Below are 19,026 nucleotides of genomic sequence, written 5' to 3'. Positions count from 1 at the left end.
AAGGGTTAGTGGGCCAGGCGGATACCGTTGTACTGCCAGCGTTTGTCCGGGTGAAAAAAATTACGGTAGGTTGTGCGGATGTGGCTTTCGGGGGTGGCACAGGAGCCGCCCCGCAACACCATCTGGTTCACCATAAACTTGCCATTGTATTCCCCCAGCGCGCCAGGCGCCTTTGAAAAGCCGGGATAAGGATGGTAGGCGCTGTAAGTCCATTCCCACACATCGCCAAAAAGTTGTTGCACGCCTGCTGTACCGGCGTTGGCGGCGGCAGGTTCCAGCAGTTCCGACTCCACGAAATTGCCTTTGTCCGGCGGATAAACCTGCGCGGCTGCTTCCCATTCAAATTCGGTGAGCAGGCGCTTTCCGGCCCAGCTGGCGTAGGCGTTGGCTTCGTAAAAACTGAGGTGGCAGACAGGCTGGTGCGGGTTCAGTTTCTCGAGTCCGTGCATGCTGAAGCGGTGCCACTCGCCCTCCTGCTGCACCCAATTCAGCGGGGCTTTTATGTTTGCAGCACGTACAAAGGCCAGTCCTTCGTCGAGCCAGTGCCTGAAATCTTCGTAGCCGCCATCGTTCATAAACTCCAGGTATTCGCCGTTGGTTACCAGGCGGTTCATGATGTTGAATTCGGGCAGCAGGACCTCGTGCACCCCCAGCTCGTTATCGAAGCTAAAGCCGTCGCCCTGGTAGCCGATGTGGTAAACACCGCCCGGAACTTCCAGGAAGGTTGCCGGAACAGGAGCAGCGGCTGTGGTGGCAGCTGCAGCAGACTTTTTATATGCCGGCAGGAGCGGATTGGTGCTCAGGATGTACTTGATATCGGTGATAAGCAGCTCCTGGTGCTGTTGTTCATGTTGCAGGCCCAGCTCCAGCACGGGCAGAATTTCTGTAGCTTTCGCATCGTCCAGGTTTTGCAGGAGCTGTTCCAGGTGCTCGTCCACGTGCTGCCGGTACGCGTAAATGTCGCGGAGGGGCGGACGGGTGAGGGTGCTTCGTTCGCCGCGTTGTACGCGGTTGCCTACACTGTTGTAGTAGGAGTTGAAAAGGTAACCGTAGTTCGGATGAAAGTGCTTGTACCCGGGCAGGTGGGGCGCCAGCACAAACGTTTCGAAAAACCAGGTGGTGTGCGCCATGTGCCATTTCGGCGGACTGACATCGATAATGGGTTGCACCACCGTGTCTTCGGCTTCCAGGGGTTGGCAAATCTGTTCTGTACGGGCCCGGATGTTCCGGTACCGTTCCAGCGTTGTCTGAGGTATAGTGGCTGTCAGCGTGCTCATTCAGTTTTTTTGATCAGGATGTAAATACTGGCGCTTCGCCGCAGCCGTGTAACCTGACACCTGCACCAGTAGCTCTTTTCACTAGTATACGTATGGTTGAAGTGCTATGTACTCACGAAGTCCGGATTTGGTTTTAACTTAACCGGAAGAAGCTGTAGTTTTAAGCGCTGCACTGCAAGTAGTAGTTAATTGTCAACTGAATCCCAAAATCTGAAAACATGACCTACCAGGCCCGCTTCACCTCCCATACGCTCCGCTTCAAGTTCGATGCCCGCACCTCCCGCGGGGCTATTACTGAGCACACCGTCTATTATGTTTCGCTGTGGCAGCAGGAGAAGCCCGATGTGATCGGGGTTGGCGAGTGCGCGCCGCTGTCCGGCTTGAGCATCGACTACCGGGCAGACCTGTCGCAGCAACTGGCGGCGGTGTGTGAAAAAATTAATGCTGGCACAGCACTTACCGAAGATGGTACGATGCTGGACGCAGAACTGGAGCTGGAAGCCTGGCCATCTGTAAAGTTTGCCCTCGAAACGGCGCTGCTGGATTTGCGCAACGGCGGCAAACGGAAAATTTATGACAATGCCTTTAGCCGCGGCGAGGCCGGAATCCCGATCAATGGCCTGGTGTGGATGGGGGAGAAGGAGTTTATGCAGGAGCAGATCCAAAAGAAGCTGGAGGAGGGCTATACCTGTCTTAAATTGAAAATAGGCAGCCTGCATTTTGCCACGGAGCTGGAGCTGCTGGAAACCATCCGGAGCACAGCAGGAGCCGACAAACTGACCATACGCGTAGATGCCAACGGCGCCTTTACGCCAGAAGAAGCTTTTCGGAAGCTCGAACGACTGGCCCGCTACGAACTGCACTCCATCGAGCAGCCCATCAAACACGGGCAGCCCGACCTGATGGCCCAACTCTGCGCCTACACCCCCGTGCCCATCGCCCTCGACGAAGAACTGATCGGCGTGCAGCAGTTGCCCGAAAAAATAAAACTGCTCGACCAGATCAAGCCGCAGTACATTATCCTGAAGCCAACGCTGGTAGGCGGACTGGCAGCCAGTGCCGAATGGATACAGCTGACGGAGGAGCGGAAAATAGGCTGGTGGATGACCTCTGCGCTTGAATCGAACATCGGCCTGAATGCCATCAGCCAGTTCACGGCCAACTACGACATTACCCTGCAGCAGGGCCTCGGTACCGGACAGCTCTACCACAACAATATCCCCTCGCCGCTGCAGATTGAGCGGGGCGAACTCTGGTACAAGCCTGGGCAGGAATGGGGCGATGTAAAAAGGCCGGGAGAAGTGGGCTGAAGGAGGTTGCCTGACAAAAGCATTGCTGTTTTGTTTCAAAATGTCTGCTACACCAGCCACCACAGCCGCTGCTCCTGTTTAAATCAGAAAATGGAAAAGGAATGTCCAGATTTTCAGCAGGAACAGGTGGTTATTTAAGCAAGTTTTCCTATATTTAGTTTTAACCCAAAGACACGAAAAGTGGAAGCTCTGTTACCGGTTCTGTTTGCTGCAATGGTAGGCGTAGGGCATGCGTTTGAGGCAGATCACCTGATTGCGGTCAGCAACATCGTATCCAGGCGCGACAGCCTGCTGCTGGCTGCCAGAGACGGCGTGTACTGGGGCCTGGGCCATACGACGACCATCGTCCTCCTGGGCTCCATAATTATTCTCACAAACCTCACCTTTGCCGGTTCCGGTTACTTCGAAGCCTTTGTGGGGATTATGCTGATTTTGATGGGCATCAGCCGCCTGACGAACAAAAACAATTTTGCACGAACGCCGGTGGTCCGCTATCAGAAAAGCTTTGCGTATACGGTTGGCTTAGTGCATGGCCTGGCCGGGAGTGGTATACTGGTGGGGTCGGTGATGAGCCGCATCAGCAATCCGTTTTTGGGAATCAGTTACCTGCTGGTGTTTGGCATTGGCTCAATTGCCGGGATGTTTCTCGCAGCAAGTCTGCTCGGTATCCCGTTTACCAGGCGCATGAAAATCAGCCGCAACCTGCGGGCAGGAGTGGTCATCCTTTCGTCGCTGATCTGCATCGGGTACGGCAGCTGGATGGTATACGAGCATCTTCTTCTCTAATTAAAAAAAATCAACCCATGCATCTCTCACCCAAAGATATTGACAAACTGGTGCTGCACAACGCCGGCTTCCTGGCACAGAAACGGTATGCGCGGGGCCTGCGGTTAAACTACCCGGAAGCGGTAGCGCTGATTGCCACGCAGCTGCTCGAATTTATCCGGGACGGCGAAAGTGTGGCGACGCTCATGGACAAAGGCAAAAAAATACTGGGGCTGCAGGATGTGATGGAAGGCGTGGCCGACATGATAGCCGAAGTGCAGGTGGAAGGTACTTTCCCGGACGGCACCAAACTCGTTACGGTGCACCAGCCGGTGTGCCGGGAGCAGGGAAACTCGAACCTGGCGCTTTACGGTTCCGGCCTTAACAAAATAAAATTAACAGATTCTCCTGATAACCTGATCTGTCCGAACCCAGGGGAGTACCTGCTGCAACCCGATGACATCGTCCTGAACGAAGGGCGGGAAACCGTAACGCTCGACGTCACCAACATGGGCGACCGCCCGGTGCAGGTAGGGTCGCACTACCCGTTTTTCGAGACAAACGCCGCACTCCAGTTCGACCGCGAAAAAGCTTTCGGCTTCCGGCTGAACATTCCGGCTGGCACTGCGGTACGCTTTGAGCCGGGTGAACGCAAACGGGTAGAGCTAGTGGCGCTGGCAGGGGAACGGAAAGTGTATGGTGGTAACAACCTGACGAATGGTGCACTGGATGAAGGAGGAAAACAGGCGGCTGTTGAAAGAATGAAACAGCAGGGATTTCGTCATGACCTTTGATTTCCAGTGATTTGATTGATTAAGTTGATTTCTCTAGAGCCTAGATAATCGAATTAAGAAAATCACTACAGTTCATTAAAGTCATTAAAGTCATCATTTTTGATTTAAAGGGTAAATAAAAAAATCAATTTAATCAATCAAATCACCGTAAATCAAAGGTTTAGACAAGTAAAAAAACTATGAGCTTTAAGATAGACCGGCAGGCGTATGCCGAAATGTACGGCCCCACCACCGGCGACAAAGTGCGCCTGGGCGATACGGACCTGGTGGTGGAGGTGGAGAAAGACTACTGCACCTATGGCGAAGAGTGCAAGTTCGGCGGCGGCAAAGTGCTGCGCGACGGCATGGGACAGGCTGCAGGCATCCCTCAGGCAGCAGCACTCGACCTGCTCATCACCAACGCGCTCGTGCTGGACTACACCGGAATCTACAAAGCAGACATTGGCATAAAAGACGGACGCATCACCGGGATAGGAAAAGCCGGTAATCCGCACATCATGCCTGGTGTTACGCCCGGCATGGTAGTAGGCGTTACCACCGAAGTGGTGGCCGGTGAAGGCCAGATCCTGACAGCCGGTGCTATCGACAGCCATATTCATTTTATTTGTCCGCAGCAGATTCCGGAAGCGCTTGCCTCGGGAATTACCACCATGCTGGGTGGCGGTACGGGACCGGCGGCAGGTACTACAGCCACCACGTGTACGCCCGGAGCTTTTTATATTGAAATGATGCTGAAGGCAACGGAGGCTTACCCGCTTAACTTCGGTTTCCTGGGCAAAGGAAACACCTCTAAACCCGAAGGACTGGCTGAACAGGTCGAAGCCGGCGCGCTAGGTTTTAAGTTGCACGAAGACTGGGGCACCACCCCCGCCACCATCGACACCTGCTTGTGCATTGCCGAACAGTACGATGTGCAGGTCTGCATCCACACCGACACCCTGAACGAAAGCGGCTTTGTAGAAACTTCTACGAATGCTTTTAAAGGCAGAACCATCCATACCTACCACACCGAAGGCGCAGGCGGCGGGCACGCACCCGATATTATCAAAATCTGCGGCGAGCCAAACGTGATTCCTTCTTCCACCAATCCCACCCGTCCTTTCACGGTGAACACCATTGACGAGCACCTCGACATGCTCATGGTGTGCCACCACCTCGACCGGAATATCCCGGAAGACGTTGCCTTTGCCGAAAGTCGCATTCGCGGCGAAACCATTGCGGCCGAAGACATCCTGCACGACATGGGCGCCCTCTCCATTATGGCTTCCGACTCGCAGGCCATGGGTAGGGTAGGCGAGGTGGTGGCACGTACCTGGCAGACGGCGCATAAAATGAAAGTTCAGCGTGGTCCGTTGCCCGAAGACTCCGGTGCAGCCGGCAAAGCAGACAATTTCAGGGCGAGGCGGTATGTGGCTAAATACACGATCAACCCGGCCCGGGCACATGGGTTTTCCGACGAAATCGGCTCGGTAGAAACAGGAAAGCTGGCAGACCTGGTGCTCTGGAAACCAGCCTTTTTTGGCTCCAGGCCTGAGATGGTGATAAAAGGCGGCATTATCGTGCAGTCGCAGATGGGCGATGCCAATGCTTCTATTCCCACACCACAACCCTTTTATTCCCGTCCCATGTTCGGCTCCTTTGGGCCGGCAATCGGCAAATCGTCCATGGTGTTTGTGTCGCAGGCATCGGTGGAGCACGTTAAGCAAAACTACGGACTGAAGAAACAGGTGGTCGGGGTGAAGAACTGCCGCAGCGTTACGAAAAAAGACATGGCCCTGAACGATTACCTGCCCAACATCCAGGTAGACCCGGAAACCTACAAAGTAACCGTAGACGGCGTCCACCTCACCTGCGAACCCGCAGAAAAGCTACCACTGGCGCAGTTGTATAATCTGTTTTAGGAGTTAGAGAGTTAGAGAGTTAGAGAGTTAGAGAGTTAGAGAGTTTGAGAGTTTGAGAGTTTGAGAGTTTGAGAGTTTAGGAGGTAGAAAGGTAGAGAGGTAGAGAGGTAGAGAGGTAGATATTTTTGTAGGGGTTCAAAATTTTGAACCCCATTATAGTGACGCTGAAAGATAGAGAGTTGAAAAGGTTAAGAAACAATGTTCTCGAAAACCCTTTAGCATTTTAATCCTTTACCCCATTACCCCATTACCACATTAGCACATTAAAAATCAGTACATTAAAAAATGAAATTCACCCGTTTGCTGCACTTGGTTGATTCCGCTATCCCGACGGGGGCATTTGCCTATTCGTATGGGTTGGAAAGCAGCATCACGTTTGGGTTGATTAAGAACCAGTTTGGGTTGCGGAACTACCTGTATGCATTTTTACAGCAGGCGGTGAGTATGGAGGTGCCGTTTATTAATTCTGTTTTCAAGCTGGAACAGGAGGACCTGAACGAACAACTGGCGCAAATTGCGGAAGCATACGATGCGATGATGCTGGTGCCGGTGCTGCACAAGGCAAGCCTGGTGCAGGCGAAAAACTGGCTCAGACTGCTGGCTACTTTTTACCCGGAGGCAGGATTAACAGAAATAGGAGCGTGGTTCAGAGAGCAGGAGTTGGCTATGCATTTTGTGCCGGTGTTCGCGCTTTGCCTGAAGCGTACAGGTTTTTCGGTGCAGGACGCCCAGGGCATGTACCTGCACATGGCGCTGCGCGACCAGGTCAGCGCTGCTATCCGGCTCGGCTTTATTGGCCCCATGGAAGGCCACAAACTACAACACGATTTCTATAGTATCTTTGAAAACCTGCTGGAGAAACATGCAGATAAAGAATACCACGAAGCCTGTCGGTCTGCGTTTCTGCTCGACACAGCACAGGCTTTGCACGAAGACATTTATTCAAAATTATTCCAGAATTAAGAATCATGTATAACAGTTTCTGCAACGCTCAAATTTCTGTGCCACCCAGGAAAAGGTTGAAAATCTTCAACCCCTACAAATTATACCTTTCTAACTCCTAAACTTTCTAACTCTCTAACTCCCAAACTATGGCTTTTGTAGATAAATTAGCCCTATTGCTCCACGGGCACGCGCATGAATTTTACGAATCGCCGGGTGATTTTAAGGAGCGGGAAACCCGGAAGCTGCCGTCGTACCGCAACTTCCGGAAGCGGGCTTTTACCGTGGGTATAGGCGGACCGGTGGGAACGGGTAAAACAGCCCTGCTGAAAGCGCTATGCGAACGTCTTCGCAACACGCACCAGTTAGGCGTTGTAACAAACGATATTTTCACGCGCGAAGATGCCGAATTTCTTATCCGGAACAGCGCCCTGAGCGAAGACCGGATAGTCGGCGTAGAAACCGGTGGCTGTCCGCATGCGGCTATCCGAGAAGACATTTCCCTGAACATGGATGCGCTGGAGGGACTGATGTCTAAATTTGACTACAACATTGATTTCCTGTTTGTAGAGAGCGGCGGCGATAACCTGGCAGCTCATTTCAGTCGGGAGTTGGTGGATTATTCCATTTATGTAATCGATGTGTCGGGCGGCGATAAAATTCCACGGAAAGGCGGACCGGGCATTACGCAGTCAGACCTGCTGGTGATCAACAAAATTGATCTGGCTGAACTGGTGCGGGCCGACCTGGGGGTGATGGAGCGGGATTCGTTGAAGATGCGGGGCGAAGGTCCTTTTGTATTTGCCCGGGCGCTGGATGGCTACAACCTCGATACCATCATCGATCATATTTTCAAAGCCAAAGAAAAAGCGCTGGCGTCGGTGCGGGAGGACCGGCGGTAGAAAAAGGAATACCCGTAGGGACAGGTCGCGATCCAATGCCGTCAACTTAAGGATATTTGTCATTTCGACCGAAGGGAGAAATCTGGCATGTACCTCTATTAACACCAGATTTCTCCCTTCGGTCGAAATGACACGATGTGTAATTTTTTCTTAAGTTGACGGCATTGGGTCGCGACCTGTCCTAATCGTGCACCGGCAATCGTACAGAACCAGCCATTGTAGGAGCAGCGGCTGTGGTGGCTGCAGCAGCAAACTTCTCAGTACTCAATATTTCCGCCTGACCGGGTTGTAACCCAGCAACTCTGGTTTTGAAAGCTCCTCCAGCAGCGTATCGCAGAGCGGTTGCAGGTCCAGCCTGCTTTTGGCCATGGCCCGCAGAATGAATACTCCTTCCTTTACTTTCGTTACCGAGACCACAACATCTTTAGCGGTCAAGTCAAAATGAAGCGACTCGGTTTCTGTCATTTTTAGCTGCAGCAGTGTTTGAGCGAGTAGCTGAAACCGCGCATCGGCAGGCGAGCCGACCAGGTAAACCGACAGCATGGTCTGGTACTGGTCGAAGTTGGCCGGAGAGGTGGCGATGTGCTCTTCCGGTTGAAAGGAGAAACGATCGAGCAAAACCAGTTTCCCGTTTACGCGCACCTGCAGTTCCGACAGGAACGAGTGGAACAGGTAGCGCTCGCCTGCATCCATTCGGCCCGAATGAAACCAGTCAGCCACCAGCAGCAGCGAATTTGGCTGCAGCTCCCAGTGTTGCACCTGCTTATACCGGCTTGCCTCCTGCAACACCACCGGGTCCGGGAACACGACCGCCAGGCTATGCTCCGCCAGTTCGCCCGCCACATGCTGCGCTGCCACAGCACCATCTTCCGATTTAAAAATTTTGGTGTTGGCCTGTGTACTGAGGAAAAGCGTAGAAGCGGTGCCGCACGAAACCCGCAGCCTGATGGTATCGCCGGCTACCATGCCGCCGCCATAGCTCGACAGCACCACATGGCAACCGGTGCCCTGTGCCTTTGGGTTCAGCAACTTGAGCGGTTGTATGCTTCTGGCCGTGATGACGTTTGACTTTTGCTGTACCAGCGCTACCTCCAGTTCGCTCCAGCCTGTTTGCTTGTTCATGCTTCCTTCTTTCCGACGTTGGCAAATTACAGTTTTGTTTGTTCCGGGGCAGACTTTTTTCAAAAAAATCAGGAAAAGCCGCTGCGAATAAAAGATTTTGCCTATATTAGCGTCACATTTATGAACAGAACGCAAATAATCCATATTATCACCAACACCATCATTCGAAAAATGCATGGGGAAGGAGATTATTTGGTTTAAAATAACAGAATCAAAACCGAAAAGCGCCTTCCTCCATCAGGAAGGCGCTTTTTTTTAAAACCTAAAGCATGAAAGTATTAAAGTTCGGAGGTACTTCAGTCGGGTCAACTGAAGGGATCATCAATATGTTGGATATCATCAAAGCCGAGGCAAGTGCGGGCGAGTATCCGATAATTGTTCTTTCGGCAATGAATGGCGTTACGACCATGCTCTCCAAAATGGCCGACGAGGCCGCGCTGGGCGGAAATGTTACAGAGGACCTGCAGCAACTGGAAGAAAAGCATTTTGAGGTAGTGCGGGCCATGCTGCCGGAACAAAGCCAGGCGCCGGTTTTTGAGCAGCTGGCACAATACTTTAAAGAAGTGGAAGGACTGCTGACCTCTATCAGCAACCTGAAAGAGTGCACGCCGAAATCGCGGGACATGGTGATCAGCTATGGCGAAAGAAGTGCTGCTTTTATGGTAAGCAAAATTGCGGAACAGCAATTCCCGGCAGCCAAGTTTGTTGATTCCGGCACCATCGTGAAAACCGACAGCAACTTCGGAAATGCCAAAGTAGATACCAACACCACGGACCATCTGATCCAGGGCTATTACCAGGAGCATAAAGACAAGCTGCTTTTTGTAACCGGCTTCATCGGGAGCGACCATTACCACCAAGTGACCACCATGGGCAGAGGCGGCAGCTACACCGCCGCCATCATTGGCGCTGCGCTAAACTGCAGCGAAGTACAGATCTGGACGAGCGCCAACGGCATCATGACGGCCGATCCGCAGATGGTGCGCAAAGCATTTTCGCTGGAAGAGCTTTCGTACACCGAGGCCATGGAAATGTCGTACTTTGGCACCAAAGTAATTTACCCGCCAACCATGATGCCGGTTTTCCTGAAAAGGATCCCGATCGTCCTGAAAAATACATTTAACCCGGATTTCCCGGGCACCCGCATCACCCATACCAGCAGCACGTCCACACTGCCGATTAAAGGGATTTCGTCCATTAACGAGATCAACGTGATCAACCTGCATGGCAGTGGCATGGTGGGCAAAGCCGGTTTCAGCGGCAGACTTTTTTCGCTGCTGGCTCGTGAGCAGATCAATGTCATCCTGATCACGCAAAGCTCTTCGGAGCACAGCATTACCTCCGCTATCAAGCCGGAAGAGGCCGTGCGGGCGCAGCTGCTGATCGAGCAGGAGTTCGAAAAAGAACTGAATGCCCGCATCCTGGAGAAGGTTGTGGTGGAGGAGAACCTCTCGATCATGGCGATTGTGGGCGAGAACATGAAAAAGACACCGGGCATTTCCGGCAAGCTTTTCTCTGCTCTTGGCCGCAACGGTGTAAACGTGCGTGCCATAGCCCAGGGATCGTCGGAGCACAATATCTCGGTTGTCATCCTGCACCAGGACCTGGCGAAGGCGCTGAATGCCGTGCACGATGCCTTCTTTACCGAGCTGAAAAAAACGCTCAACGTGTTCTGCGTAGGCACCGGCAACATCAGCAAAACCTTACTGCGCCAGCTCAACGAGCACGCCGAATTCCTGCAGAAGCACAATGGCATTGTAGTGAAGGTGGTCGGCATCGCCAATACCCGCAAAATGTATTTCGATGCGGATGGCATTCCGTTGGACAACTGGCAGCAGAAGCTCGAGGAACTTGGCGGAACTTCGTCGCTGGCGGAGTTTGTGGACACGATGAAGCAGATGAACCTGCCAAACTGTGTGTTCGTGGACAATACGGCCAGCCCGCAGCCGGTAGCCTTTTACGAAGAAGTGTTCAACTCAAACGTGTCGGTGGTTACTTCGAACAAAATCGGTAATTCGTCGTCGTACAAGCAGTACAAAACATTTAAGGAAGCGGCGCACCAGCACGGCGTGGACTTCAACTACGAAACCAACGTGGGAGCGGGGCTGCCGATTGTGCGTACGCTCAAAGACCTGATGATGAGCGGCGACCGCGTGCTGAGCATCGAGGCTGTACTTTCGGGCACCATCTCTTTTATTTTCAACAACTTTAAAGGCGATGCCACTTTCCATGATGTCGTGAAGATGGCGCAGGAGAAAGGCTTTACCGAACCAGATCCGCGCGACGACCTGAACGGCACCGACTTCATGCGTAAAATGCTGATTTTGGCCCGTGACGCAGGTTACAAGCTGGAGGCGGAAGACGTACAGATCGAAAACATGCTGCCGGAGTCGTGCCTGAAAGCCAAGTCGGTTCCTGAGTTTTACGAAGAACTGAAGGCTTCGGAAGGTTACTTCAACGAGCTGAAGTTTAAAGCCGAGAGCAGCGGCAAAGCCCTGCGCTATATCGGTAAGCTGGAAAACGGCCAGGTAACCATCACCCTGCAGATGGTGGACGAAAGTCACCCGTTCTACGTACTTTCCGGAAGCGACAATATCATCTCCTTTACAACGGACCGCTACAAAGATCGTCCGATGGTGGTAAAAGGACCTGGTGCCGGCGCCGAAGTAACCGCAGCCGGTGTGTTCGCCGACATTGTAAACGTAGGCTCACACGAAGTTTAAGCAAAACTGAAAAATACAAGCGAAGGCAGGGTGGCTCACATCCTGCCTTTTCTTTTATCCAGCGTTAGCACCTACTATTAAAAGTTCACTGCTGCCACCACCACTCCCGCTGCTGCTGCGAAAGTTAATTTTCTGCGTCCGGTTGAAGCGCAAAGATAATTCTGTGTACTTTTGTACTTTAAATAACAGTGCTGCTACAATGCCAGGTGAAAAAGCTGGTTGAGATATTTTTCAATATCCTGCACGCTCTTCGGCACCGCCTGCATGTAAAAACAACAGGCGCACAGCAGCTGAAATAACAAACAATGAAAGTAGTAACAATAGTTGGTACAGGCCTGATTGGCGGATCTGTGGCAAAGGATCTGCGGAAGGCAGGCTTTGCCAGTACCATCATAGGAGTAGAACAAAATCCCGAAAATGCGGCAAAGGCCCTGGAGATAGGATTGGTAGATGCCGTGTTACCGCTTGAAAAAGCGATTGCACTTTCTGGCATTATTATTCTGGCCATACCGGTTTCGGCCATACAGAAAATTTTACCTGAAATTCTGGATGTCATCCGTCCGGAATCGGTCCTGATCGACCTGGGCTCTACCAAAAGCCTGTTGTGCGAGGCGGTGCGGGAGCACCAGAACCGGCAGCAGTTCGTTGCCGCCCACCCCATTGCCGGTACCGAATACTCCGGCCCTACGGCGGCACTCGAAGGGCTTTTCAAAGGGAAAATGAATATTATCTGCGAACGGGAGAAGTCGTCGGAGAAAGCAGTTGCTACCGCGCTCGAAATTTTTGACCTGCTGGGGATGAAAACTATTTTTATGCAGCCCGAGGAGCACGACAAGCATGTGGCCTACATTTCGCACCTCTCGCACGTGAGTTCATTCCTGCTGGGGCTGACGGTGCTGGATGTGGAGAAAGACGAGAAGAATATTTTTACACTGGCCGGCAGTGGCTTTGCCTCCACGGTTCGTTTAGCCAAAAGCTCCCCCGATATGTGGGCCCCCATTTTCGAGCAGAACGCCCATTTTCTGAGCCACGCCCTGGCCGAATACATCTCGCACCTGCAACAGTTCCAGGAATGCCTGAAAAGTAAAGATACCGAAAAGCTGTACGAGATGATGGTGCAGGCAAACAAAATCCGTTCGGTGCTGGATGGGCTTACCTAGCAGCAGTGGGTGTGGTGGCAGGTGCAGATGCGTTTTTGAAACATAAAAAAGCCATTTCCGGCACAGCAGGCTTGCTGGCATCGGAAATGGCTTTCACAAAAATCTATAATAATAGCTGAAGCGGAACTACTCAATCCATTTAGTGCGCTGCTTTGGCGGCTTCATCATAGGAGCCTGTTTCCGGTAACGGATCGAATCAGAAGGTTTACGAACCAGTTGCTGAGCAAAACCCTGGTTATGCTCTAAAATTCCACCTTTTAATTTCCAACCTTTAGGGAAAAAAACTGCTACTTCTGCTGCTAAAGTTTCTAAACTTGGCGCAACTACTAAACTGTACTCCATTTCTACATTTGACGGCTAATTGTTGAACTTGGAACTAAGTTAAGCAATTTTTTAATAAGTTGTATCAAAAGGCTACGAAAAAATTAACAATTTGTTTAAAAAGGCGTAATATTTTTAACGTTAATTTATAAATTCCTAACAAAAGTTAGCTTTTTAATAATATCAACATCTGTTAATATTTGGGGATGTGCGGGCCTGTTCTGCTCCATTTGTTCCTTTTGTGAATAGTAAGCTACTGGCTGGCAACCAGTTATAGTTGTTGTGGCGGAGGCTGCGAATTTGTGTTGCTTTTGCCGGATACTCCCTATCTTTACCCTCTGTTCTTCTAACCAGTTTACGATGCATATGAACATGGCAGCCAGATTACAGCGTTTTAATTCTATCAGCATCTTAATTTTCCTTTTTATCCTGTGGGCTGCCGTGCAGCTGGGGATGTATCTGGCCTTTGGTGTTAGAACGCCGGTGGATACTGACGTTTATGTTGCGGATGCGAAAGGGTTGTTAAGCGGGAGTTTACCGGGAGAACGTACCATCTGGTACCTGGGCTACACATCTTTCCTGGCTTCCGTTTTCTTTTTTAAAGGCGGACTTTCGGCTGTGGTTGCCTTACAGGTATTGTTATCGGGGATAGCTGGTTTTTGCCTGTATGCTGCCGTAAAACAAATAAGCGGGCAAAAATTTATTGCCTTGCTGGCGCTGTTTCTGTACGTAGCATGGGTAAAAATACACCAGTGGAATTTTTACATCTACACCGAATCCGTCTTCACCAGCATGTGTATCATTTCGTTTTTCCTGCTGCTGAAATGTGAAAAGCGATGGCACTATGTGCTCCTGGCTGTTCCGCTGCTGTTTACCTTTCTTGTCCGGCCAACCGGTTTCGGCTTTTTCGTCGGGCTTGCCTGCTATTTCCTTGGCTCCCTGAATAAAATAAGGATCAGCAAAGGGACACTCATTACTGTAGGTATTCTTGTGGTTGCCTTCGGTGCTGTGCTGCTGAATAAAATGCTGGGAACACATATCCTGATCGAAAGTTATCTGAAAGCGGAAATCATTTACCCGAACATTTCGCTCGGGGTGCAGGCGCCTGCCGACTTAACTGTGCCGCCAACACATTACCCGCCCCTGGTCCGGATGGTGCTGTTTGTGGTACAGAACCCGCTTTATTTTGCTAAGATTTCCAGCATCAAGTTTTTCCTTTTTGTAAGTAACGTGAAGCCCTATTTTTCCTGGCTGCACAACCTGCTTATCGTCACTGTTCTTTGGCCACTCTATTATTTTGCTTACCAGGGGTTCCGGGTTTTCCCACCCAACAGGAAAGAACATTATTTTATCATCGGCTATATCCTGACACAGGTGCTTACCGTCACCCTCACTACCGAAAACTGGGATGGTCGTTTCCTGGTGCCTGTCTTGCCTTTTGTTTTTATTTTATCTGCCATCGGGATCACCAGCCTGTTCAGGAAATTTTTTGTACCCCAGGATGCTAAGCTGAAAAGCTATTCCCGTATGAACATGTAGCAACAGGGCCTGCGGCACCAGTGGCTTTGCTATTCATGTAGCCTCTAACAGCACCATGAACAGCTCCGTCCGCATGGTGGCAGGTTAAATAATACCGGCATTCGTTTCTTCTGCAGGATATTTATCCGTACTTTCAAAATGTGAGAGATTTTCTGCTGTTTATTGATACGGAGGCTTCCGGGTTGCCCAAAGACTGGAACGCGCCTTATTCGGAGCCGGGCAACTGGCCGTATAATGTGCAGCTGGCCTGGATAATCTATACCAGGCATGGAGAAGAGGTAAAAGCGGAGAATCATTACATCAGCGATGATGATTTTGAAATCTCGGCTGCAGCCGGAAAGATCCATGGCATTACAAGAGCGTTTCTGCTGAAGCATGGCAAACGGCGAAGCGACGTGCTGACGCTGCTGGCGGATGACCTGCAACAGTATAAACCTATGTTGATAGGGCACTTTATGCAGCTCGACCTGCACATGATGGGCGTGGCCTTTTACAGGGCAGGACTGGATTTCCCGTTGCATGAATACCCGACATTTTGTACCATGGAGTCTACCACGTTCTATTCGCGTAACCTGCGGCGACGGTACCTCAGGCTGAACGAGCTGCACCGCATACTGTTCGGTACTGAACCGGAGCAGCAGCACGATGCGCTGGCGGATGCCCGTGCCACCGCCCGGTGCTTTTTTGAACTGTGCCAGCGGGGCGAAGTAGACGATGCGGTAATTGAGCAGCAACAGCATCCGAAGGGAATCAGGGAGAAAGCCGAATCGTGGGCGCCCGGCTGCTTGTCTGCTTTTTTCGTTATTTTTGTAGTTCTCATTTTAACGCTTTACTGGTGATGAACGACCGATTAAGATTTCTGAAGACGGTAAAACCTTTTGATATTCTGCCCGATGATGTGCTGCTGAGCGTTGCCGATCTGCTGCTGGAGGTGCGGTACGATAAGGAAACACTCATCTACCACCAGGACGTGACCAAGATGCGTGGCGTGGACATTATTGTGCAGGGAGAGTACGAGGCCTTTTTCTACGACAGCGACCAGAACAAAAAGGTGATCGACCACCACGGCCCCGGCTATTGCTACGGCGGTGCTTCCGTGTTACTGAACCGGAAAAGGTCGCTGCGCACGGTTATCGCTAAAAAAGGGACGCTGGTTTATTCCCTGCCCAGGCGCGATTTCAAGGACCTGTGCCAGGCGTACGAAGAGTTTTTCCACTTCTTCACAGCGCAGTTTGGCAAGCGGATGATGGACGATGAGTACGTGCATTATGTGAAGCGGCCTGTTACCTTAGAGCCGAATTATATTGCGTCGGAGCAGCTCTATTCCCGCAAAATAGAAAGCATCGAACACCGCGACATCGTTTCCTGCGACAGCGAAACTCCCATCTTTGAGGTGGCCCGGCTCATGGCCGAGCAAAAGGTGAGCTGCCTTTTCGTAACGGACGAGCAGGAGCAGATCATCGGTTTTGTGACGGATATTACGCTGCGCGACAACGTGGTGGCCCGTAAGGCCGATGTGTACGCGCCTATCCGCTATGTGATGGATAACCCTATTGTGTCCATCAGCACACAGGCGTATGTATATGAGGCGATCCTGCTGATGTTCCATACCAAAACGCGCTATTTGCTGCTGAAGGAAAACGGCAGCTACATCGGGTTTATTAGCCGGAATAAATTACTCAGCGAGCAGGCGCAGTCGCCGTTCCTGTTTATCCAGTCGGTGAAGCTGGCGCGTTCGGTGTATGAGCTGAAGAAGAAGTGGGAGAAGGTACCCGAAATTGTAACGCAGCTGCTGACACGTGGCGTAAAAGCCGAAATCGTGAACCAGGTGGTGACCACCATTGCCGATACGATCACACTGAATGTAATAGAGGGGGTGATCAATGAAGTGGGCGACCCGCCTGCCAAATTTGTTTTTATGGTGCTGGGCAGCGAGGGCCGCAAAGAACAAACCCTGAAAACCGACCAGGACAATGCCATTATTTACGAAGACAAAGCCAACGAGCAGCGCGAGCTGGTGCGGGAGTACTTCCTCAACTTTGCCAGAATGGTGTCGGACCGGCTGAACATGATCGGCTTCAGCTACTGCACCGGCGGCTTTATGGCCAGCAACCACAAATGGACGCACTCGCTGTCGCACTGGAAACGCAACTATGAAAGCTGGATCAGCTTGTCGGTGCCGGAAACGGTCATCAAGTTCTCCACCTTCTTCGACTGCCGGTATGTTTATGGCGAAGAAGCGATCATGGACGAGCTGAAGGCTTTCCTGGACCAGGAGCTGCAAAAGCCGCTGGAGAAGCTTTTCTTCCATATGGCCAACAACGCTTTGCAGTACGAGCCACCACTGACGTTCCTGAAGAACATCCGCACCTTTACCGTTGGCTCGCAGCAGGTGTTCGACATCAAAAAAGCCATGACGCCCATCGTGGACCTGGTGCGGGTGCATGCGCTGCGGAACCGGATCTTTAAAACCAACACCGGCGAGCGCCTGGAGGCTTTAAAGAACAAAGGCGTTTTTACCGAAACGGAATACAACGAACTCATCCAGTCGTATTACTACCTGATGAGCCTGCGCCTGAAAAAGCAGGCAACCCAGATCATGGACGACAAAGTGGCTCCAGATAACCTCATCGACATTGGCAGCCTGACCAAGATCGAGCAGGGAACCCTGAAGGAGATTTTCAAGACGATCAAAAACTTCCAGTCTTACATAAAGGTGGAGTTTACGAATAATATTTTTGGATAGTAGGTAGTTGAATGGGCATGTAGGGTGCGGGTTTACCCCGCACCAATCGTTCCCTGGTCAAACATTCCTGATTAAATAAACCCGTCAATCGTTCTCTGTTAATTTGTTGGAATTTCTTTGGGGTCATGAAGGTGAGGGGTGAACCCTCACCCTACGATACTTTTTTAACTTTCAATGAAAATGTGGTGTGCTCTATTACTTGGATGGGTTCGCCGCGTTCTATAAATCCTTCGCGGGCGTGGGCGTCGTAGAGGGTGTCGTCGATGAGCACGCGGCCGGTGGGGGCCATGCGGGTGTGGGCGACGCCGGTTTTACCGATCAGGTGCGAGGCGGCGTAGGAGGAGCGGTAGCCTTCCTCGCTTTCGAACTTCTTGTGCAGGATGAGGCGCTGCATCGACTTGCTGCCGACCATCCGGTTCCAGGAAAGCACGATCAGCAACAACGCGCCAATCATCCCGACAAACACGGCGATCAGGCTTTGCATCAGGGCTTTGGAAGCTACAAAAGTGAAATCGAAGTTCTGGTTGTTCACCATCACCAGCACCAGCGACAGGAACACCAGGATGATGCCGCTGATGCCCGTCACGCCGAAACCCGGTATTACAAACACTTCCAGCCCCAGCAGCACCAGCCCCAGGATAAAGAGCAGGATCTCCCAGTTTTCAGCCAGCCCATTCAGGTAGTAAGGCGTCAGGTAAAAAACAGCGGCTACCAGGGCTGCCAGTAAGGGAAAGCCAACGCCGGGTGTCTGCAGTTCAAAATATAAGCCGCCGATAATGATGAGCAGCAGCAGACCGCTGATGAGCGGGTTCAGGAAAAAGGAAATGACCTTGTCTACCGTGTCCAGCTCGAACTTTACCAGCTCCGCATCCTGTAAACCGACCTGTTGCAGTACGTCGTTAATGCTGCTGGCTTTGCCTTCGCAGAAGCCGTATTTTATCGCTTCGGAGGTGGTGAGCGTGAGTACCTGCCCAGCCGAGAGCGTACTGTCTACACTGGCTTCTACCATGGCCTCTGCCAGGTGCGGGTTTCTTCCGTTTGCCTCGGCCGTTGACCGCATAATGGAGCGCATGTAGGACTGGTATTTGCCGGGAGCCGCCACACCGTCGGCGCCTACAACGGTGGCGGCACCAATGTTGGCGCCGGGCGCCATGTAAATGCTGTCGCAGGCAATGGAGATAAGGGCGCCGGCCGAGGCGGCATTTTTGTTGATAAACACATACACCGGTTTGGGGTATTCGAGCAAGCGTTTCCGGATCTCATCGGCATCGTTTACGGCACCGCCATAGGTGTCGAGTTCCAGCAGGATGTGGTCGGCTTCGATGCGGGTAGCTTCTTCCAGGGCCAGTTCGCTGTAGCGGTTGGTGCGCGGATCTATTTCAGCTCCGATGCGGAACAGGAAGACTTTTGGCCGTTGCTGGGCCAAGGCGCTTATTGGAAGCAGCAGCGTGCACAGGAGCAAACAGAGCAGCTGTACATGCAAGCGCTTTGGGATAGATTTCATAAATTGTAGCTCGATTTCGG

General features: G+C 51.8%; 15 protein-coding genes. 11 read left to right on the top strand and 4 right to left on the bottom strand.

What is annotated here, in order from left to right:
* Window positions 1-5 precede the first annotated feature (5 nt).
* Entirely contained in the window at window positions 6-1,277 is a 1,272-nt protein-coding gene (gene egtB, locus DCW36_RS16070; protein WP_114781290.1) for an ergothioneine biosynthesis protein EgtB, read from the bottom strand.
* Between the two features lie 218 nt (window positions 1,278-1,495).
* Between egtB and DCW36_RS16065 the strand changes: the two genes are divergently transcribed.
* The 6 genes from DCW36_RS16065 (at window position 1,496) to ureG (ending at window position 7,891) form a co-directional block, all read left to right on the top strand.
* Window positions 1,496-2,587, top strand: a complete 1,092-nt coding sequence (locus tag DCW36_RS16065; RefSeq protein WP_114781289.1) for an o-succinylbenzoate synthase — start codon at window positions 1,496-1,498, stop codon at window positions 2,585-2,587.
* 180 nt (window positions 2,588-2,767) lie between these two features.
* The gene (locus tag DCW36_RS16060) at window positions 2,768-3,373 is read left to right on the top strand and encodes an urease accessory protein (RefSeq protein ID WP_125185322.1); all 606 of its coding nucleotides are present in this window, start codon (window positions 2,768-2,770) and stop codon (window positions 3,371-3,373) included.
* Window positions 3,374-3,390: 17 nt separating this feature from the next.
* The gene (locus DCW36_RS16055) at window positions 3,391-4,146 is read left to right on the top strand and encodes an urease subunit beta (protein WP_114781287.1); all 756 of its coding nucleotides are present in this window, start codon (window positions 3,391-3,393) and stop codon (window positions 4,144-4,146) included.
* 179 nt (window positions 4,147-4,325) lie between these two features.
* Window positions 4,326-6,047 (top strand): urease subunit alpha, encoded by a 1,722-nt coding sequence (gene ureC, locus DCW36_RS16050; RefSeq protein ID WP_114781286.1) that lies wholly within the window; start codon window positions 4,326-4,328, stop codon window positions 6,045-6,047.
* Between the two features lie 285 nt (window positions 6,048-6,332).
* Window positions 6,333-7,010 (top strand): urease accessory protein UreF, encoded by a 678-nt coding sequence (locus tag DCW36_RS16045; protein ID WP_114781285.1) that lies wholly within the window; start codon window positions 6,333-6,335, stop codon window positions 7,008-7,010.
* Between the two features lie 128 nt (window positions 7,011-7,138).
* Window positions 7,139-7,891 (top strand): urease accessory protein UreG, encoded by a 753-nt coding sequence (gene ureG / locus DCW36_RS16040; protein ID WP_114781284.1) that lies wholly within the window; start codon window positions 7,139-7,141, stop codon window positions 7,889-7,891.
* Window positions 7,892-8,155: 264 nt separating this feature from the next.
* Here ureG and DCW36_RS16035 read toward each other — a convergent pair whose 3' ends face one another.
* Window positions 8,156-9,013 carry an urease accessory protein UreD gene (locus DCW36_RS16035; RefSeq protein ID WP_164891161.1) on the bottom strand — a complete coding sequence of 286 codons (858 nt, stop codon included), beginning with the start codon at window positions 9,011-9,013 and terminating at the stop codon, window positions 8,156-8,158.
* Between the two features lie 269 nt (window positions 9,014-9,282).
* Here DCW36_RS16035 and thrA point away from each other — a divergent pair, with 269 nt between their 5' ends.
* On the top strand, window positions 9,283-11,736 hold the full coding sequence (gene thrA / locus DCW36_RS16030; protein WP_114781282.1) for a bifunctional aspartate kinase/homoserine dehydrogenase I: 2,454 nt from the start codon (window positions 9,283-9,285) through the stop codon (window positions 11,734-11,736).
* Window positions 11,737-12,041: 305 nt separating this feature from the next.
* Window positions 12,042-12,896 carry a prephenate dehydrogenase gene (locus tag DCW36_RS16025; RefSeq protein ID WP_114781281.1) on the top strand — a complete coding sequence of 285 codons (855 nt, stop codon included), beginning with the start codon at window positions 12,042-12,044 and terminating at the stop codon, window positions 12,894-12,896.
* 126 nt (window positions 12,897-13,022) lie between these two features.
* Here DCW36_RS16025 and DCW36_RS16020 read toward each other — a convergent pair whose 3' ends face one another.
* Window positions 13,023-13,238: a hypothetical protein gene (locus DCW36_RS16020; protein WP_114781280.1), complete on the bottom strand. Its 216-nt coding sequence runs from the start codon at window positions 13,236-13,238 to the stop codon at window positions 13,023-13,025.
* 351 nt (window positions 13,239-13,589) lie between these two features.
* On the opposite strand from DCW36_RS16020, the gene DCW36_RS16015 reads away from it, so the two are divergent.
* From DCW36_RS16015 to DCW36_RS16005, 3 genes are all read left to right on the top strand, one after another.
* Window positions 13,590-14,756, top strand: a complete 1,167-nt coding sequence (locus tag DCW36_RS16015) for a hypothetical protein (protein WP_125185321.1) — start codon at window positions 13,590-13,592, stop codon at window positions 14,754-14,756.
* A 140-nt stretch (window positions 14,757-14,896) separates the two neighbouring features.
* Entirely contained in the window at window positions 14,897-15,595 is a 699-nt protein-coding gene (locus DCW36_RS16010) for a 3'-5' exonuclease (RefSeq protein WP_164891160.1), read from the top strand.
* Entirely contained in the window at window positions 15,595-17,502 is a 1,908-nt protein-coding gene (locus tag DCW36_RS16005; RefSeq protein ID WP_114781276.1) for a DUF294 nucleotidyltransferase-like domain-containing protein, read from the top strand. Before DCW36_RS16010 ends, DCW36_RS16005 begins: the two co-directional genes overlap by 1 nt.
* A gap of 151 nt (window positions 17,503-17,653) precedes the next feature.
* Here the strand turns inward: DCW36_RS16005 and DCW36_RS16000 are convergent, their stop codons facing one another.
* A complete protein-coding gene (locus tag DCW36_RS16000; RefSeq protein ID WP_114781275.1) occupies window positions 17,654-19,006 on the bottom strand; it encodes an NfeD family protein in 1,353 nt (450 codons plus the stop codon).
* Window positions 19,007-19,026: the final 20 nt, after the last annotated feature.

The organism is Botryobacter ruber (assembly GCF_003347595.2).
Lineage (GTDB): Bacteria > Bacteroidota > Bacteroidia > Cytophagales > Hymenobacteraceae > Pontibacter > Pontibacter ruber_A.
The sequence above is the reverse complement of the archived record's forward strand: the minus strand, read 5'-3'. Positions and strand labels throughout refer to the sequence as shown.

What these genes read in the sequence shown, in the direction of transcription:
- DCW36_RS16020 (WP_114781280.1), bottom strand. Translation starts at nt 13,238, where the DNA reads ATGGAGTACAGTTTAGTAGTTGCGCCAAGTTTAGAAACTTTAGCAGCA.
- egtB (WP_114781290.1), bottom strand. Translation starts at nt 1,277, where the DNA reads ATGAGCACGCTGACAGCCACTATACCTCAGACAACGCTGGAACGGTAC.
- DCW36_RS16000 (WP_114781275.1), bottom strand. Translation starts at nt 19,006, where the DNA reads ATGAAATCTATCCCAAAGCGCTTGCATGTACAGCTGCTCTGTTTGCTC.
- DCW36_RS16005 (WP_114781276.1), top strand. Translation starts at nt 15,595, where the DNA reads ATGAACGACCGATTAAGATTTCTGAAGACGGTAAAACCTTTTGATATT.
- DCW36_RS16045 (WP_114781285.1), top strand. Translation starts at nt 6,333, where the DNA reads ATGAAATTCACCCGTTTGCTGCACTTGGTTGATTCCGCTATCCCGACG.
- DCW36_RS16065 (WP_114781289.1), top strand. Translation starts at nt 1,496, where the DNA reads ATGACCTACCAGGCCCGCTTCACCTCCCATACGCTCCGCTTCAAGTTC.
- DCW36_RS16015 (WP_125185321.1), top strand. Translation starts at nt 13,590, where the DNA reads ATGGCAGCCAGATTACAGCGTTTTAATTCTATCAGCATCTTAATTTTC.
- DCW36_RS16025 (WP_114781281.1), top strand. Translation starts at nt 12,042, where the DNA reads ATGAAAGTAGTAACAATAGTTGGTACAGGCCTGATTGGCGGATCTGTG.
- thrA (WP_114781282.1), top strand. Translation starts at nt 9,283, where the DNA reads ATGAAAGTATTAAAGTTCGGAGGTACTTCAGTCGGGTCAACTGAAGGG.
- DCW36_RS16035 (WP_164891161.1), bottom strand. Translation starts at nt 9,013, where the DNA reads ATGAACAAGCAAACAGGCTGGAGCGAACTGGAGGTAGCGCTGGTACAG.
- DCW36_RS16055 (WP_114781287.1), top strand. Translation starts at nt 3,391, where the DNA reads ATGCATCTCTCACCCAAAGATATTGACAAACTGGTGCTGCACAACGCC.
- ureG (WP_114781284.1), top strand. Translation starts at nt 7,139, where the DNA reads ATGGCTTTTGTAGATAAATTAGCCCTATTGCTCCACGGGCACGCGCAT.
- ureC (WP_114781286.1), top strand. Translation starts at nt 4,326, where the DNA reads ATGAGCTTTAAGATAGACCGGCAGGCGTATGCCGAAATGTACGGCCCC.